Origin of the sequence: Gracilibacillus pellucidus (assembly GCF_033949965.1) — a bacterium.
Taxonomy (GTDB): Bacteria; Bacillota; Bacilli; order Bacillales; family Amphibacillaceae; genus Gracilibacillus; species Gracilibacillus pellucidus.
Window position 1 is genome coordinate 1 of record NZ_JAWZSR010000016.1, and the last position, 17,072, is coordinate 17,072.

At 35.8% G+C, this 17,072-nt stretch carries 18 protein-coding genes and 1 pseudogene; all 19 read right to left on the reverse strand.

Annotation, left to right across the window (positions count from 1 at the left end; translation table 11 throughout):
• Positions 1-284: 284 nt before the first annotated feature.
• On the reverse strand, positions 285-1,049 hold the full coding sequence (gene pxpA / locus SH601_RS16585; RefSeq protein ID WP_319959455.1) for a 5-oxoprolinase subunit PxpA: 765 nt from the start codon (positions 1,047-1,049) through the stop codon (positions 285-287).
• Positions 1,050-1,051: 2 nt separating this feature from the next.
• Positions 1,052-2,062 carry a 5-oxoprolinase subunit C family protein gene (locus SH601_RS16590; RefSeq protein WP_319959456.1) on the reverse strand — a complete coding sequence of 337 codons (1,011 nt, stop codon included), beginning with the start codon at positions 2,060-2,062 and terminating at the stop codon, positions 1,052-1,054.
• The gene (gene pxpB / locus SH601_RS16595) at positions 2,059-2,772 is read right to left on the reverse strand and encodes a 5-oxoprolinase subunit PxpB (RefSeq protein ID WP_319959457.1); all 714 of its coding nucleotides are present in this window, start codon (positions 2,770-2,772) and stop codon (positions 2,059-2,061) included. The genes SH601_RS16590 and pxpB overlap by 4 nt, the downstream gene beginning before the upstream one ends.
• Before the next feature lie 358 nt (positions 2,773-3,130).
• Positions 3,131-4,468, reverse strand: coding sequence for a sodium-dependent transporter (locus tag SH601_RS16600; protein WP_319959458.1), 1,338 nt, complete (start codon positions 4,466-4,468; stop codon positions 3,131-3,133).
• A gap of 258 nt (positions 4,469-4,726) precedes the next feature.
• Entirely contained in the window at positions 4,727-5,716 is a 990-nt protein-coding gene (locus SH601_RS16605) for an LTA glycolipid anchor biosynthesis glycosyltransferase, IagA/BgsA family (RefSeq protein ID WP_319959459.1), read from the reverse strand.
• Positions 5,717-5,750: 34 nt separating this feature from the next.
• A complete protein-coding gene (locus tag SH601_RS16610; RefSeq protein WP_319959460.1) occupies positions 5,751-6,362 on the reverse strand; it encodes a TVP38/TMEM64 family protein in 612 nt (203 codons plus the stop codon).
• Positions 6,362-7,558 carry a glycosyltransferase family 4 protein gene (locus tag SH601_RS16615; RefSeq protein WP_319959461.1) on the reverse strand — a complete coding sequence of 399 codons (1,197 nt, stop codon included), beginning with the start codon at positions 7,556-7,558 and terminating at the stop codon, positions 6,362-6,364. Before SH601_RS16615 ends, SH601_RS16610 begins: the two co-directional genes overlap by 1 nt.
• A gap of 399 nt (positions 7,559-7,957) precedes the next feature.
• A complete protein-coding gene (locus SH601_RS16620) occupies positions 7,958-8,596 on the reverse strand; it encodes a hypothetical protein (RefSeq protein ID WP_319959462.1) in 639 nt (212 codons plus the stop codon).
• The gene (locus tag SH601_RS16625) at positions 8,593-9,009 is read right to left on the reverse strand and encodes a permease prefix domain 1-containing protein (RefSeq protein WP_319959463.1); all 417 of its coding nucleotides are present in this window, start codon (positions 9,007-9,009) and stop codon (positions 8,593-8,595) included. The genes SH601_RS16620 and SH601_RS16625 overlap by 4 nt, the downstream gene beginning before the upstream one ends.
• Positions 9,006-9,335 (reverse strand): PadR family transcriptional regulator, encoded by a 330-nt coding sequence (locus tag SH601_RS16630; RefSeq protein ID WP_319959464.1) that lies wholly within the window; start codon positions 9,333-9,335, stop codon positions 9,006-9,008. Before SH601_RS16630 ends, SH601_RS16625 begins: the two co-directional genes overlap by 4 nt.
• A 145-nt stretch (positions 9,336-9,480) precedes the next feature.
• Positions 9,481-9,921 (reverse strand): hypothetical protein, encoded by a 441-nt coding sequence (locus SH601_RS16635; protein WP_319959465.1) that lies wholly within the window; start codon positions 9,919-9,921, stop codon positions 9,481-9,483.
• Positions 9,908-11,179: a replicative DNA helicase gene (locus tag SH601_RS16640; protein ID WP_319959466.1), complete on the reverse strand. Its 1,272-nt coding sequence runs from the start codon at positions 11,177-11,179 to the stop codon at positions 9,908-9,910. The genes SH601_RS16635 and SH601_RS16640 overlap by 14 nt, the downstream gene beginning before the upstream one ends.
• The gene (locus tag SH601_RS16645) at positions 11,172-11,486 is read right to left on the reverse strand and encodes a hypothetical protein (RefSeq protein ID WP_319959467.1); all 315 of its coding nucleotides are present in this window, start codon (positions 11,484-11,486) and stop codon (positions 11,172-11,174) included. Before SH601_RS16645 ends, SH601_RS16640 begins: the two co-directional genes overlap by 8 nt.
• A complete protein-coding gene (locus SH601_RS16650) occupies positions 11,486-12,286 on the reverse strand; it encodes a Lin1244/Lin1753 domain-containing protein (RefSeq protein WP_319959468.1) in 801 nt (266 codons plus the stop codon). Before SH601_RS16650 ends, SH601_RS16645 begins: the two co-directional genes overlap by 1 nt.
• 19 nt (positions 12,287-12,305) lie before the next feature.
• A complete protein-coding gene (locus tag SH601_RS16655) occupies positions 12,306-12,623 on the reverse strand; it encodes a DUF771 domain-containing protein (RefSeq protein WP_319959469.1) in 318 nt (105 codons plus the stop codon).
• Between the two features lie 434 nt (positions 12,624-13,057).
• Positions 13,058-13,168, reverse strand: a pseudogene (locus tag SH601_RS16660) (type I restriction-modification system subunit M N-terminal domain-containing protein); the annotation flags it as partial.
• Positions 13,169-13,653: 485 nt separating this feature from the next.
• Positions 13,654-14,226 (reverse strand): TIR domain-containing protein, encoded by a 573-nt coding sequence (locus tag SH601_RS16665; RefSeq protein ID WP_319959470.1) that lies wholly within the window; start codon positions 14,224-14,226, stop codon positions 13,654-13,656.
• Complete coding sequence (locus SH601_RS16670; RefSeq protein WP_319959471.1) at positions 14,216-15,079, reverse strand: macro domain-containing protein; 864 nt, start codon at positions 15,077-15,079, stop codon at positions 14,216-14,218. The genes SH601_RS16665 and SH601_RS16670 overlap by 11 nt, the downstream gene beginning before the upstream one ends.
• 345 nt (positions 15,080-15,424) lie before the next feature.
• On the reverse strand, positions 15,425-17,017 hold the full coding sequence (locus SH601_RS16675) for an RNA-directed DNA polymerase (protein ID WP_319959472.1): 1,593 nt from the start codon (positions 17,015-17,017) through the stop codon (positions 15,425-15,427).
• Positions 17,018-17,072: the final 55 nt, after the last annotated feature.

A 17,072-nucleotide genomic window follows, 5' to 3' on the forward strand; every position in this document is an offset into this window, starting at 1 on the left:
TCAATTCCTCTTTTAGTTTTTCGAAATCTAGTGTAAAATTGATTTGGGTCATCATATATTCCTCCTGTTTATTATTTTCGTGGTTGAAAACATTGTAACATGAGGAACTATGATGCCCTTTCTTTTTACACAATTATATAGACTTAATCCTATCAGCGACTTTTCTTGCTCGTTTTTCATTTTTTCGTCGTCGAGAAGCTCTATCAGCGACTTTTCTTTCTCTTTTTTCATTTTTTTGTCTTCCTAGAGAAGCCATTATTTCCAATATCAAACAAAACCGCTAATTAAGACTCACTAACTTTTTTCATATTAATACTTGCTTCGGCAAAGGCTGTTTGAATATATTGAGCAAATTCTAATGCGTGCTCACCATCACCATGGATACAAATGGTATCGGCTTGAATCGATACATCTTCGCCTTGAACAGATTGGACTTTTCCTTCTTTCACCATGCGAACGACTTGATCGACTGCGACTTGATGATCTTCAATCAAAGCATTTGCTTCTCGGCGTGAGGTTAATGAACCATCTTGTTGGTACGTACGATCAGCGAACACTTCACTAGCTGTCTTCAACCCTATTTTCTTCCCTGCTTTAATTAACTCACTGCCAGCAAGGCCGAACAAAATTAATTCTGGGTCTACTTGATAAACAGCTTTAGCAATTGCTTCTGCTAGCTCCGCATTCTTGGCAGCCATATTATATAAAGCGCCATGCGGCTTCACATGTTGAATTTTTCCACCTTCTGCTTTAACGAAACCGGATAGCGCACCAATTTGGTAGACAACTAAGTCATGCGCTTCTTCAGGTGATATACTTACTTCTCTTCGTCCAAAACCAACTAAGTCTTGTAAGCCTGGATGTGCACCAATCGCCACATTTTTTTCAATTGCCAGACGAACCGTTTTACGCATAGTAGTTGGATCGCCAGCATGAAAACCACAAGCAATATTGGCACTCGTTACATAATCTAAAATCTCTTCATCTCTTCCCATTCGGTAAGCCCCAAAGCTTTCTCCCATATCACAATTGATATCTACTATATTCATCATTATCCCCCCATGTAGCAATATTTCAATTTCATACCACACTTTAATTCAGCAATTTTTCGCTCTACTTTTATATACAGTCTTTGTGCTTCTGCAAGTGAAATTTCTACAAAACGGATTCTATCACCCGGCTTAGCTTGTGCTAAAACAGGTAAATCCACGCTGATTACTTGGCCAATTTTTGGATAGCCACCTGTTGTTTGCCTGTCAGCTAATAAAATAATCGGATTACCATCTGCAGGCACTTGAATAGTTCCAAAATTCACCGCTTCCGAAATCATTTCCGCTTCCTCTGCTAAAGAAAGCTTTTCTCCCTCCAATCGATAGCCCATTCGATCAGATTGAGTAGAAATAAGATATTCTTCCCGCAAAAATGTTCGCTTACTTGCTTCTGTGAATAAATGAAACTCTCTACCTTTTGTAAATCTAATTGGCTGTCCTACTTCTCTTTCTAGTACTCTATCAGGATCAACCATCCATTTTTCTTCGATCACTCTATCATCTGATAATGCTTGCAATTGTGTGATAATTTGTTGAGACATATCACTGATTTCTCCAAAAGTAAGCTCATCATCCACTTGTAATGCTCTACCTTTAAACCCGCCAATACTTGCTCGAATATACGTTGATCTACTATTCATCACAGTAGGTATCTCAAAACCACCTGCTACAGCTAAATAAGCACGACAATCTTCCTTACTATTACCAAACTTTAATTCTGTGTGAGCCTTAACGAAAACAGGTCGCCATAACGCCACTTTCTCGCCTTCAATCGTTGCGGATAAATCACCACCACAAATAGCAATGAGTACATCCTTATCAAATTGAATCGTTGGACCAATTAACGTCATTTCCAGTGTTGGCATCTCTTCTTTATTACCAACTAATATGTTGGCAACCCGATGCGAAAAGGTATCCATTACTCCACTAGCTATCACACCATATTTTTGGAACCCTCTCCTACCTAAATCTTGTATTGTTGTAAGTAATCCAGCTTTCTTTATCGTCATCATACAAATCTCTTCTCCAATTCTTGGTACTCTTCAAGACTAATAGAGGTAAATTTAATTTGATCGCCAGCCTTCAGCAAACTAGGTGGGTTTGTTTCAGGTGTAAATAGTTGTTTTGGTGTGCGGCCGATTAATTGCCAGCCACCAGGAGTTTCAATCGGATAAATACCTGTTTGCATACCAGCGATTCCTACAGACCTTTCCGGAATGGCTAATCTCGGAGACTCTTTTCTCGGTGTAGCAATCTTCTCCGACATCCCGCCAATATACGGGAATCCTGGTGCAAAGCCAATCATATAAACGATATATTGGCCTGATGTGTGAATGTCGATCACTTCTTCTGGTGTTAATTGATTTACCTTCGCTACCATCTCCAAATCAGGACCTAATTCACCACCATAGCAAACCGGAATTTCAACAATTCTCCGCTGCTCTTTCAGCCGATCCGTAAAATGAGCAAAAAGACTATCAATCTGCTGACATACATAGGTGTACGGCATTTGATCAAAGGGAATAGTTGTTGCTATTTTAAATGGATCATAATAAATCGTTACAGTTGTAAATGCGGGAATATACTCAATCATCCATTCAGGTGGATGCCCGTCAAGATAGTTTGTGACTAATTGAACTTTCTCGTGTGTCTCTATATCAATCTGTTGTGAGAGTTCAATTAGAACCGCATCCTCTCCTAAAGGAAACAATTCATACTTCAATTCTCCGACCTCTTTTCTCTTGTTTGTTTGAACAAAGCTCCTATACGCTGCACATACAGGGCACGAGCTCCTCTTCAACAAACATTGTAAATATCATAGTCTAATTCCTCTTTGTTATGTTATACGAAACTATCACTTTACGTCAAGTTTCTTCACATCATTTGTTCACTCTTACCTTTTTCACACTATCTTTCTTTACTGTAAAAAGGAAATTCATTATCACTGCACGAACCAACTAGCCATGATAAATTAGTTCACGTTACTTCTTATTATAATGCAAATTGTATGGCAAGCCTACTATTCAAGCTCGCACCACATATAAAAGGGAGGTTCAGACGAATGTCCAACCTCCCTTTATTCAACCTATTATCCCTAATAAATTGATATACACAACAACAATCGTAATCGGCACTATCCACATCATGACGAATCTCCAGCTCTTATACCAAATAGGTGAAAGCTGATTAGACATCGTAAATTGTTCGCGCACGATAGCTTTATCCATACGATGAATAATGAATATAGCAATTAACAAACTGCCTAAAGGTAGTAAAATGTTACTCACTAAATAATCTGTTGCATTGAATACTGTTTTATCAAAAATCTTAAAATCACTTAATGCACTCATTGACAGTGCTGATGGTACACCTGCGATAAACATCACAAGCCCAGCTATCCAAGTCACCTTCACTCTAGAACGTTTTCCACTTTCGGTAAATGCCGACACGATAATTTCTAACAAGCTGAAAGCCGATGTCAATGTGGCAAATAAGAATAACAGTAAAAACAAACTAAAGAAAATCGACCCGAGCGGAATTTGTGCAAATACAGTTGGCAATACAACAAATAACAAGCCAGGCCCTTCTGTTGGCTCCAATCCAAAAGCAAACACTGCCGGAAAGATTGCTAATCCTGCTAATAACGAAACAAAAATATTCATGATTACAACAGATGAAGCAGAACCCGGAATACTCACTTCTTTGCCTAAATAGGAGCTATACGTTACCATACACGAAAAACCTACTGCTAGCGCAAAGAAGGATTGTCCTAACGCATAGAGCACCCCTTCCCCTGTTAACTCTGAGAAATCAGGTTTTAGAATAAAGGAAATACCCTCCATCGCTCCATCTAGCGTTAGTGAACGAACCACTAAAATTAAAAAGAAGATAAATAATAATGGCATCATATATTTATTAGCTTTTTCGATTCCGTTTTTAATCCCAAGTGAAATAACAAGAATCGTAATCAATAAGAATATAGCTAATCCTAACAAAGTAACCAATGGCGAACCTGTCACATAATCAAATAAATCCGGATAATTCGCACCATCCTTAATAACTTGACCAGTAACAGCCATCACGCTGTAGATTAATACCCATCCACCAACGACACTATAAAATGATAATAAAAGAAAACAACCGACAACACCTATCTGCCCAACTAATTTCCACGGACTACCTGGTGCCAATGTTTTGTATGCCGTAATGGCTTCTTTTTTCGCTCCACGACCAATAATAAATTCAGAGATTAGCATGGAAAGACCAATTACTAACGTAAAAACGATGAATAGTAGAAAGAATGCTGCCCCTCCATTCATCCCTGCTACATACGGGAACTTCCAAATAGCACCAAGTCCAATAGCTGCACCAGCCGAAGCCATGATGAATCCTATTTTCGATGACCACTGTTCTCTCATATTCTCCCCCCTCATATCGAAAATTTTCACTCAGCAAATGAGCCTCCGTTTATCCATCACTTATGAAAACGGAGTCCTTCACCGCAATAAATAAAAAAAGAAGCTAAAGACTACCGCTTCTAATATGGTTATTATAACGCAATTCCCTACACGGAAAAATAAAAATATCTCGAGCACTTGCAGAGCATCTTATTATTATACAAAAAAATAGAGTGTCATGATCGGTGAATCACCATGACACTCCAGTTTTCTTCCCTATTATAGCTGATATAGTTCGATTAATTTTCTACTAATATTTGTAATGTCCTTCTCTAAGGCTAACTTGTACCCTTCTTCCGTTAAATCAGGCACTTGCTGTTCCACTATGTTGACAAGTTGCTCTTTGAACGAATCGAATTGCTTCGCTTTGTAGACATGAACACCTTTCTCCAACCACTGCTCATATATCGGTATGTCGCGAACTAATATCGGTATTTTTGCTGCCAAAGCTTCCAGTAAAACAATCCCCTCTGTTTCTTCATGCGTGAGAAAAAGAAACAAGTCACTACCACAATAAGCATCCCGAAGCTCCTCACGGTCAATAAAGCCAGGAAAATGGAGGTTAGGGATATCTTGCTTCATCGCTCGCTTAATCTTGGCAGGAACAAGATTCATACTTGTATGACCAAACCAATAAAATTGATAGGACGGTAATTGCTTTGCTAGCTCAATAAAATCATCAATTCCTTTTCGTTCCATAAAATGGCCAACAGAAATGATCACTTTTTCGTCATCCGCTAATTGATATTTTTTTCGGAACCTGTCTCGAGATTCCTGATTCTTTTGGAAAAAAGTTGTATCAATACCATTAGATAAGCTGTAAATAGGACGCCCTAGACCATATGTATCTAAAATAGATTTAGAATATTCTGTTGGTGTAATAATAATATCTCCCTTGTTATAGCAAAAGGAAATCCATTTTTTAAATAATGGTGCAATTAGATTCGAACCGATAAAAGAGTTACGGAAATCTTCCATCGTTGAATGCGCATAATAAACAATTTTCTTTCCCTTTCTTCTTGCCTGCCAACTCATCACAAGCGAATTCGGAAAAATAGTATTTAAATGAACGATATCAAACTCTTCTTTATGATTCGTCGTATGTGCCACATCTAAATATTCTAACGCTTTTTGTTGATGACGAATCGCTTGTCCAATCCCACTTTTATTTATAAGATTTAATGAACCTGTGTAAAGTAATACCTTCACAATCTTTTCCCCCTATGATGTCAAACACGCTAACTTAAGTAAAAATAGCAACCACATAACGAAAAACAAACTCTAATCCGAAACTATAAATAATGATAGGTAGCGGTTTTCCGATTAAAATAATCGTGGTGAATTTTGTTAAAGTCATCTTCGTTGTACCAGCCAAATAACACAAAAAATCATCTGGCGCAATCGGAGAAAATATCATGAACGTAAAGAAGATAACAAACTTGCGATCATTTACCCAATGACGATATTTCTCTCGTAATTTTGGTTTGAATAAAAAATACATTACCGCATCACCATATTTCTTCGCAATGAGAAACACAGCGATAGAGCCTAAACAAATGCCGATATAATTATAAATCAATCCCATTACCGGTCCAAAAACTAATATACCAGCCAGACAGCTAATTCCCCCTGGAACAATCGGGATAATCACTTGAACAAATTGTAATAGAACGAAAAATAAAGGTGCCCAAATACCAAATTGGCTAAGAAAATCCTCTAATACTTCTTGTGAATAAAACAGCTTACTTTTAATCCCATAAATAAGAAAAAGAATACATACAATCAAACTAATCACAGAACAGATATTCCATATTCTTTTTAAGAGTTTTTGCTTATCCGTACTCATTGTATTCATTACAGTATTCCACTTTGATTTACATACACAATGTCTTCTTTTTGTTGATATAAAGATATTGCATCGTAATAGACACTTTCTATATTTTTGGCAAACGCACTAGAAGAATAGTTATCATGAGCTTTTTGTATCGCATTCGTTGATAAGTTATGATAGTTATTTTTATCGAAAAGCATGTTATCTAAGTAACGTTCAAACTCCTCAAGGGATTCAAACAGCCACCCATTTACTCCGTCCTCTACAACACTTTCTAAGCATGGGTCCTTTCGACATAATGCAGGTAGTCCACTTGCTAATGCTTCGATATAGGTTAACCCTTGTGTTTCACTATTAGATGAACTAACAAAAATATCGGCTAATTGATAATAAGAGGGCAAATCACCTGGTGCGACCATTCCAGTAAAAGTCACTTTATCTTCTATGTTTAGATTTTTTGCGTAACTTTCTAAATAGTCTCGATGTGGGCCATCACCAACAATAAGCAAGGAAATATTATTATGTTTAATCCGTGAAAAGTAACCTAACACTTCTTCCACGTTTTTTTCTTTTGCTAAACGCCCAACAAATATAAGCAGGTGGTCCTTTTCTGCTATATGTAATGAACGACGCATCTGGTTATTCATTTGTACAGAATTTTCTTGTTGAAAGCTAGATAAGTCAATGCCTGTTGGAATGATTTTAATTGGTTGCTTTACTCCATATCCTTGCAGTAACTTACTTACCTTTTCAGTCGGTGCAATCACATATGTAGCATGATTGAGTACTTTCCTAGAAAAAATAGCTACCATTCTTTTTCCCCACTTCTGGTTAGGGGAAAAGTAATGTGTATAATCCTCGTACACCGTGTGATAGGTGTGAACAATCGGAATACGAAGTCTTTTTGCTAAATGTTTTGCTAAACGAAACGTGCTAAACTCACATTGCGAGTGGATAATATCTGGTTTCCACTCTGCTATTTGTTTCAGATACTTACAATTTTTAAATAATGTCACTCTTGCACCTGGATAAATTTTACCAATACCTAATGAACTAATATACATGACATCGTTATTAATATACGATTTTGTTTGATTGGATAATGTGAGAATTCGAACTTCATGGCCAGACTGCTCTAAGCTTTTTTTCAGATTAACAATAGACGTCACTACCCCATTAATGACAGGAGAATACCATTCCGTTGTAATTAAAATTTTCATCTGTAATCCTCCAGTTTTTACACATAACTTTCCTTCATCAGTGTAATGGATTATTTTTAACACGATATTAACCAATGATAAAAAATTGTTAAATTTAGTCGATGAAATACCTATACTATATAGACGAATGTTTTTAAGTAAAAGTTTCTTTTAATGTAAAAATTGATCAATCTAGCTAAAGTGTCCCTACATCCTTAAATTGTTTATGCCTGAATCTAGAAAAGTGGGGATTACCGATATAAAGTGAGACTTCAATCAGTGGGAGTTTTTTACTCCCACTGATGGTTAGCGAAACTTATCAGGGCGTTAGCGTCCATTTATCCCCCACTTTGCTTCCTCGTTTTCACGCGAAACTTGTAGTGGGGTTTTACGGACTCATGCACCGTGATAAATCTTTCGCTAGGCTTCTGATTTTCTTTTGTAAACAAAGTAATAGACACTTAATGGCCACCATAACACACCGAAAATCGGGTAAATCGCCCAAATCTCTTGTGGTGATGTAATTAGATTAACCGTGATAAAAAAAGCACTGATTAAGATGGTTCCATTGATAGAAAAAGCATAATAACTCTTTTTACGAGCATGATAGATAGAAAGCGGCCACCATAGTACAACAAATGCAGGATAGATAAACCATGGATGACCAGGAGCTAGTAGAATATTTAAACAAAGATAGTAGAGAATAATAGATATACTACCAATTAAAGCAACTATGGTGGATTTGGCACGCTTCCCTAGTAACACAAGAATTGGCCACCATATTATTGGATAAACCGCATAAAGAAACCATGGATACGCTGGCGTATTGATATAATTTACGATACCGAGATAAACAATAATAAGTAAACTACTAAATATTGAGAAATATTGCTGTTTTCCCTTTTTTAGACAGTATAATCGAATAGGCCAAAACAAAAGAATCAGAGCAGGATAGATAAACCATAAATGGTCAGAACTTGTTATTAGATTAACCACAAGTAAAAAAACAATCGTCAGTAAACTTCCTACAACAGCAAAATCAACATGATACTTTTTCATTTTGCTGTTTCCTTTGTACGTAACCAGCGGAAATACATGGTTAATGGCCACCATAAAATCGCAAATGTTGGATAGACGAACCATATATCATTAGGCGTATAATAAAAATTAATAAATACAAACAATGCAATGATTAGACCACTTCCCCAAACGGAATAACCAAGGTTTATTTTAGTCATATTTCTCTTACTCTTAACTGGCTGTTTGCCCCCTAATTCTTGCTTTAGATCTTCCACATCCCCAAAATCGACAATTGCTTTATTAATCGCATCTTCCTCTTCTTTACCCTGTTCCATTAAATCCCATACTTTTTCCTCCAAATTTTGTATTACTTCCTCCATTACAGCATTTTTTTGTTCACTATCAGGCATATCCTCAAATAACTCATTTACGAAATGTTTTATTTTCTTCATTCTAATCCCTCCATAAATAAATCTACTATCTCTTTAATTTCTTGCCACTCTATAACCATTTCTTTTAAATATGCTTTTCCTAATGTGGTAATTCTGTAATATTTCCTTTTTCCTCCTTTAGAGACATCTCCAAAGTAGGATTCAATTAACTCTTTCTTTTCTAATCGTTGAAATACAGCATATAATGTAGCCTCTTTAATTTGAAATCGATCATTGGTTCGTGTACTTATTTCCTTGGATATTTCATAACCATACCTGTCTTTTTCTAAAACCAAGCTCAAAATGATCGAATCTAAATGGCCACGTATAATATCACTTCTTATCATTAGCTATTTTGTACCTCCTAACTATTCTATCTCATAGAGTAATATTACTTTAGATTACTCTATCTGTCAAAGTAATTTTTTCAAAAAGATGGCGCAATTTTTTCCGACAGGAATTCCACCCCTAGCGAAAGAAGGGCTCACCTTTTTAAAATTGGCATACTATAGCAGGGGTAGACATTCTCTCCGCAAATTTCCCTAACATATACCGAGCCTGAATATGATGCTCTTGATCAAGCTGCACCAATTCTGTTTCCGCCTCCATATAGCTAGACTTTTTCACTCCCCCAATCGATTGATGTATATAGAATTCTGCCTGTTCTTTTGACTCCGCCTTAACGATATAATCGCCAGCTGCAGCTGTAACCCAATAAAACAACGGTTCATGCTGAATCCCAAGCTTTTTCTGATAATCTATTAAAATCTGATTCAGCCGCTTGGCATTATGCGGTTCAAAATACAGGTCTAACTCCTTTTCCTCATCTTCCAACGTCAGCACCTGCTTTTCAAAAACAACGAGCATAATAAGAGACTGCAAGCCATATGCATTCATATCGATCGCTTCCTGCAATAACTCACCCAACTTCATCATCACGAGCCTCCAGATCTTTGATAAGATTAATCGCTCGGTTATAAGCTACCTCCACCGTTCCAATCGCTCCATCTCTACTTTTAGCTATGATTAATTCTAAAATGTTCGCTTTCTCCGACTCCTCGTTATAATAATCATCCCGATAAACAAACATGATCAGATCAGCGTCCTGTTCAATGCTTCCTGACTCTCGTAAATCCGCCATATTCGGGCGTTTATTTTGTCGTTGCTCCACATTTCTCGAAAGCTGAGCTAGTGTCACAACAGGTAAATCATAGTCTTTGGCCATTGCCTTTAATTGATTCGATATTTCTGTCACTCTCAGATGCTCACTTTGAAAATGTTGTTTCGTTTGGATTTTCGTTAAATAGTCAATAAAGACAATGCACTCTTTACCTGGATATTTCTTTTTGACTTTGCGAATGTCAGAGCGCATCTCCTGGATCGTTTTCAGCGAATGATCGAATATCTCCAGGTTGAAGCTGTCAATCCTGCCGATCGCTTCTGACCATGACTTCTTCTGGTGATCTGTTAGATGCTTAGCTCGCTTCGTTAGCATCCCGTTAATCGTTGCCTCAGATGAAATCAAGCGCCTAAGCAATTTCTTCTTGCTCATCTCTAGTGAAAAAATGATCGGAATACAATCATGGGCAATAGCACCCTTGGCAAGCTTTAGCATGAGAGCTGTTTTTCCCATCGATGGCCTGCCACCAATAATGGTGCTTGTTTGTTTTTCAAACCCTAGAATCAAGCGATCCAGATCCTTTAATCCGGTTGGAATCATATTCTCACTGGCCTGTTCCAGATATGGCTCCTCATACAGCTCCATTAAAACCTCTTGTACACTTGGCTCCTCTCGTGTTCCTTGATCGATTATTTTCTCCAGATTGATCATTAACCGGTTGATATCCTTGTTAGAGGATGCTAAATAGCTTTGCAAGATTTTTTGCGCACTCGCCTTCCGATATTCCTCGAAAAAGGTTTGCTGATAACTATCAAAATGGGCAGGATCTCCATCCGTTTTTAAACCATTGATAAACGAAATACCACCAAGCGCCTCTAACTTGGCATACGTGTTCGCAATAATCGTCACCTGATCCACAACTTTACCAGTGGCATAGATTTTACACATTTCCGTGAAAATAACCTGATGGGCCTCAACTGCCAGCATATCTGACGTAAGATTTGTTTCCTCAATCAACGTGTTATCTTTCAGCATACAGCCTAACAACTGCCGTTCGAGAAGTTCAGACATGTGCTCGTCTCTCCTTTTCTATTGCTTGCTCTTGCTTGCGAAAGGTTTTTTCCCATTCTACCTGTTCTACTCGCTTCCTTTCATCTGAGACAAAATATTTACGCAAGCCCGCTACTGTCGGATTGAACGCTTCCAGCTGGATATATGTTTGCACCATTTTGAAAAATTCGCGGTCACTACAATTGGCAAATTGATAGTACCATCTTTCCGCAACGGTTTTACTAGCTAGATCGACATTCCAATTCGGGAAAAAGATCAACAACTGATTCATTTGATCAATAAACGTTTTTTTGCTCAGTTTCGGCATTAAAAATTAGCCACCCTTCGATCGGATTGTTGAAAAGCTTGAACGACATTTGCTTTTCTAAACGACTGGATCTGTCTTTCCGCATCCTCTATCGTAGTAATTCCTTTATTGAGCCAATCTTTTAAGATACTCTCGATATATTTCCAGCTTCGTTTTTCCCGTTCAACAGACTCTTGCATCGCTCGTATGATCACTTCGGCAGGTAGGTCAGTCTCCCAGGCGTGAATCTTTTCCACCACAATTGGCGAGATCCGCGCAATATGCTCGTCAAAAAACTTAGCCGGATTATGATCCTTTTTATTACTAAGTACTCTACTATCCTTTCCTTTACTTTGTGTTTTTTGATTGGAAATAACTTTGAGTTTGTCACCGTGGATGTTGACAATAACTAAGTAATTGCAATCATTTAGCTTTTTTTCTGCAATCAAACAGTATTCCTGAATCATCTGGATCTGTTTTCTTCTATTAGTTGCCTCCAGAAAGCGTTCTTGGATACCTTTAGACGTCAAAATGTTGTATTTTTTGAATTTTTCACGAGAGAATAACCCCCATTTAACACAGTCATTAATCACGTCATTAATGACATTAATGTTGACATCAACAATCTTCGCAAACAGTAATTGTTCCTTTTCACCCCATTCATAGTAATAACTGTTCTTGTAGATTTTCATGAACAATTTCACAATGATCGCAAAACCTTTAATGCCATGCTTCGCTTCAATCAGTGCCACCTTCTCGTCCTGATCAATGTCGACATCTAACGGAAAATAATCTAAACCTTCTTTTGTTGGTCTAGCCATTGTTAATTCCTCCTTATTTTTATTTGAAAATGTCAATGAAATGCTTATCAAGAAATGCAGCCATCTTGTTTGCTTGAAAAGTCCATGTTTGCCCTCTTGATTGCGGATAATAGACGAATCCACCGTGTTGAATGTCGAGAATCTTTTTAAAACGTGGTGGATAAAGAATATGTTCTTTCAACCAGTCTTGCTTTTTGCCTACTCTTTTTTCTAAATCCTTCATGTTCCAATAGACACCTGTTAAACTGTTTTCTTTTAATTCTTGCAGTTCTACCTTGGTGATTAGCACTTTGTCAGATGGGATCGGAATGGTTATGTTTACGTCGAGTTGTTGCATGTTTGTTGCCTCCTTATGAATTTGATTGGTACGGATTGATCCGCTTGTTCACCTCCTAATCGAACCTTTACTCGGAGTCACGTTTTGAACCCTTTCGTCTCTATAATCAATTGACTGGATAAAAAGGTGTCATTAGAATCGGATTTAATGTGATTTTTTTAGAAAGGATGGAAGGGAAGGAGCACAAAAGAGATTCAAATGGTTGATGACCGTGTTTTTTCCAAATAAAAAAACGTCTCTCATCATGTGAGAAACGTTTGTATTTAGGTTTGTTATTCTGCTTCCTAGCTTATTGAGAGAACATAATCGATTGGATTAAATTGAAGCAACAAAAGGGGCATTTAAAAGGAATTTAGTTATTTCAGAATAAAGGGAGACTTAGTAATCAAATGATCCCCCCTCTCTTCACGAGATATGTGATGCTGTAGACGGGGTAAGTACTTATAGAAAATCAATCCTAGTAAGTAATCTTTGTATTCAGATGCATCCATTTTACTGTGCAAGCTATCTGCGGCACTAAATAGTTTTGCGTTTAAGTTCGACATAATATTTTCCTCGCTTTTCTATTGTTGTTCTCGTTGATTTAATATTTCTAAATAAAGCTTCTCTCAAATCTACCTGTTCTCTTGTTAAATCTCGGTGTTTCTTTAAATTCAGGTAAGAATTTTCTTCTCTTGAAACGCGTTAGATAAAACAGCAGAACTAATTTGAAAGTATCTACATATGCTGATAATACCTGAATTTATGCGGTTTCAAAATCCTTCTAATTAATGTAGTTTTTTCATTTGGTATCTGAATGTGTTCATTGCTGCGTAATACTGTCAATTGTAAGTTATAGTATATCATATAACGCTTCATTATCTATATGTAAAACTATAAATAGTGCCTGTCACTACACGAAGCATGCCAAAATTGACAAAATGCGGTTAGTGACAGGCACCAGAGGTTAGTTATCAATAATTTTCGTTGACTATTACATATAATGAAATACATATCAGGTTACAAGGTTAGAAATAGTATTCAGTGTAAATCAATCGCAAGTATAAAAATACGCAGACGATGTTTTTTTCGAATTCACCATAAACCCTTTATCATTGAGGGCAGATTGTATCAGTTCCTTTTTATACGGTACGTGAATGGTCGGAACACTATTCATATTATCACGAAAAGCTGGCACTTTATCCCACAGATTTTTTATCTTTTGTTTGATTGTTCCTGACGTACAGTTTACAATTTCATTCTTTTCACTGTATTCTGGATAAACAACGATAACAGGGAGTCCTAATGACCCAATTCCGTAGTTCATTTCTTCCCGTAACGCTCTACTATTCTTCGTCACAGAACTTAAAAAGAACACAATATTCTTTGAATTACTAAGTCGATTATGCAGTCGAGGTTTCAGTGTACTTTCCCAATCACTTCCATCTCTCACATTGTAATTTTTATTGTGAGAATCAATGAATGGGAATGTGCTATCATCTGCTTTCCATGCTTTTAATAGATTGTAAGATACGAAATCCTTGGTAGCGAACGCCCCCAAACTACTTTGATGAAAAGGTTCACTTACATAAAACGCTGAATAATTACCACTTCTATAAGCCATCCTCCACACTCCTTAATTTATAAAAGTTGATTTTATCCTTGCTAGATTTGTGTATAACAATGCGCACATGAGCAGGGTATTTGAACTTTATCCTGCTTACTTTAAATGACCAGATTAATAGTTCTAGTAATTCTTGTTCTGATACCATATCGTATCCTTTAAATCTAGTCATTCGCGAACCCAAAAGAGGTATTACCACTGTACGTCCCCCGTACACGATATCTATTTCATTCCAAAAGTTAATCAAGAAGTTAATATAATCGTTCATACGTAAATAAGCTCTATTGTTATCATCAAACTTAGAAAAGGCTGTAAGTAGGTAATGACCGTGTTGAAAGATCGTTCCAAGTTTGTACTTTTTCTTTTTACCTCTCTTTCTATTATCATTCGATTCCATTACTTTTTCAGCAAGTTCTAATTCAAGAGAGTGATCGAATTCTTGTAAATTCGTTATACGTTCATTGATGTATCTACCATTGAGTGTTCTTTTTGAAATAATTCTATCATCTACAAGTGTATCGAAATACTCATTGAAAGAAATCACTTTTAATGGTGGTTCATCCGCATCATCCCCTTCCTTATTTTCTTGCTCTTCAAAAATATCTCCAACCTTAATACGTACACTAGAATTATTGATATTCAATGTTACATCACTGGAACGGTTGGCTTGAGCCCACATTATTAGATATATAATAATTAAAATTAGAAAAAGGATAACAATTGCGGTAATTTTATTCTCATCCGGGATATCGATTCCTATAAAAACAAACGATAGTATAACGCTTACTACAGATAAAATAGAGAAATACCTTTTCCATAGACTCTTATCAAAAAAACTCACTTTTATTTTCATTTTTTATACCTCATATACATATAACATTTTTTTCCTTAATCGTACCACATAACCCCTTATTTAGTTAAAAATTAGTTAATTTTATTCTGTTGTTGATGCTGTTTTATTTTGAATGTAAACTCTCACGACTACATTCCTCTATTATAGATAGAAAGAAAATTCTAATTCAGATATGTGGTTATCGGTAATATAATATCTTTTTCAGTCTTCAACATAAATGTCTCTCCTTATAGATCTATGTTAATATCTGTTTACACTAAACCTATTACATCTATTTTACATACATCAACTCTTATTTGATTATCCAAAAGAGAGAATTACACTGAAATAACAAATATCTTAAACTCATTTTCCTGCCCATTTCACAACAGCTATCTCTAATACATCTAATCTAGATAAGATAGAACGATACCAATGAGTCGCTTCATCACCTGGAAGACATTTAGCAGACGCTAAAAAAGCTCTTCTTTGCCAATTTGTTAATTGCATGATGCTTCTTTTTCTTGTTTTAAACCATGAGTCTTGATTTGCTATTCCAAGAGCTAAAATTATTTTCCTTCTTGAAAAGTCATCAAAATATTCATTATAATAAGTAGCTAACCTATTAATATTCCAACCCTCTCCATTACTAAATGTTTTAAAAAGCCACATTCTGTGAAATTCCAAATGACCTACAATAGAATTATCCAATATATCAAGTAATTTTTCTCCGATTTCTTCTTTCTGTGAAGCATCCAAATCTAATTCATTTATATATTCAAAAATATGTTTAAATACGGTATATAGTTTGTCAATATTATCAAGTACTAATTCTAATGCTTCTGGGTTTTTTAATTGCCCCATTCTCCTTAAAACAAACCCAACTATTTTGGTATCAATACTATCTGAATTAATTTGTTCTTGAAGGATCGCCATTAAATTCAAACTATCGATTTGTTGCTGCAGATCTTCTGGTAATACGTCATAATCAATATCAACATAGGGATCATCTATACCCATTTCATTGAGTAGTATTTCAAACTCATCTGACAGTCTGTCGACTTCTATAGACTCCTCAGATTTCAAATAATTCTTTCTAAATTCTTCGACTGATATAATCTTTGTTTTATGCTGTTGTAAAGTCAATCCATGATTTTCAAATAACATTTCTGCTAATAAAGCCAACTGTTGGTAAGCTTCTTTTTTACTAGAACAAAAAATTCTAAAATCATCAACAAATCTACAGAAATCTACTCCTTCACTTAACAAACCTTCATCAATATCATTTAGTGTAAGTTCAGCTAGTAACCGAGAAGAATCTTGTCCAACTGGTATTCCATATGAAATACTATAATTCCAATTATTTAATAGACGTTTAATTGCAATTACATGATTAGTCATATTTGTACAAGAGGTTAATGCATTTTCAAGTGGATGTAAGTAGAGCCTTGGAAAAAAATCAGCAATATCAGCGACTACTACATAGTTAATATTTTCATCACCAATAAGTTCATCAACTTTCGAACTACAATAATTTATAAAGCTACCATATCCAATATCAGAACTAAACATTTTACCGTTTTCTTCTGGATTAAATCTAAAGGAGAAACTTACATTTTTTTCTACAGGAATTCTTTTTGACTCAATGTCTTCACCAATTTCGTAAACTAATGCTAGATAAACTATTGTATCCAATGGATCTAGTTGAGTAGATAATCGAAAACCAAATTTATGTTTTGGTGTGAGACTTCTTCGATGATCCCTTACACTCCAATTAAGGATATTTTTGTTTCGTAAATATTCTTTAAGTGTAGTTCCATTTGGTAATTCTCTAGTATTTTTATCCCATAAATATCTGATTGCTTCATACTCAAAAGGAATGGGGAATATGTCTGTATCTCCATAATTTTCTATATGTTTTAATGCCCATTCTAATGATTCGTTTTTTAATTTTAGCATTATAATGACCCTCCTAATCAAAGATAATATTTAATTTAATTTATTTTACACATTT

Bases quoted from the DNA above. Each gene is read 5' to 3' on its own strand.
- SH601_RS16590 (WP_319959456.1), bottom strand. From the start codon at position 2,062: ATGATGACGATAAAGAAAGCTGGATTACTTACAACAATACAAGATTTA.
- SH601_RS16610 (WP_319959460.1), bottom strand. From the start codon at position 6,362: ATGAATACAATGAGTACGGATAAGCAAAAACTCTTAAAAAGAATATGG.
- pxpA (WP_319959455.1), bottom strand. From the start codon at position 1,049: ATGAATATAGTAGATATCAATTGTGATATGGGAGAAAGCTTTGGGGCT.
- SH601_RS16675 (WP_319959472.1), bottom strand. From the start codon at position 17,017: ATGCTAAAATTAAAAAACGAATCATTAGAATGGGCATTAAAACATATA.
- SH601_RS16600 (WP_319959458.1), bottom strand. From the start codon at position 4,468: ATGAGAGAACAGTGGTCATCGAAAATAGGATTCATCATGGCTTCGGCT.
- SH601_RS16655 (WP_319959469.1), bottom strand. From the start codon at position 12,623: ATGCAACAACTCGACGTAAACATAACCATTCCGATCCCATCTGACAAA.
- SH601_RS16635 (WP_319959465.1), bottom strand. From the start codon at position 9,921: ATGAAGTTGGGTGAGTTATTGCAGGAAGCGATCGATATGAATGCATAT.
- SH601_RS16665 (WP_319959470.1), bottom strand. From the start codon at position 14,226: ATGGCTTATAGAAGTGGTAATTATTCAGCGTTTTATGTAAGTGAACCT.
- SH601_RS16625 (WP_319959463.1), bottom strand. From the start codon at position 9,009: ATGAAGAAAATAAAACATTTCGTAAATGAGTTATTTGAGGATATGCCT.
- SH601_RS16645 (WP_319959467.1), bottom strand. From the start codon at position 11,486: ATGCCGAAACTGAGCAAAAAAACGTTTATTGATCAAATGAATCAGTTG.
- SH601_RS16670 (WP_319959471.1), bottom strand. From the start codon at position 15,079: ATGAAAATAAAAGTGAGTTTTTTTGATAAGAGTCTATGGAAAAGGTAT.
- SH601_RS16615 (WP_319959461.1), bottom strand. From the start codon at position 7,558: ATGAAAATTTTAATTACAACGGAATGGTATTCTCCTGTCATTAATGGG.
- SH601_RS16630 (WP_319959464.1), bottom strand. From the start codon at position 9,335: ATGATAAGAAGTGATATTATACGTGGCCATTTAGATTCGATCATTTTG.
- SH601_RS16640 (WP_319959466.1), bottom strand. From the start codon at position 11,179: ATGTCTGAACTTCTCGAACGGCAGTTGTTAGGCTGTATGCTGAAAGAT.
- SH601_RS16620 (WP_319959462.1), bottom strand. From the start codon at position 8,596: ATGAAAAAGTATCATGTTGATTTTGCTGTTGTAGGAAGTTTACTGACG.
- SH601_RS16650 (WP_319959468.1), bottom strand. From the start codon at position 12,286: ATGGCTAGACCAACAAAAGAAGGTTTAGATTATTTTCCGTTAGATGTC.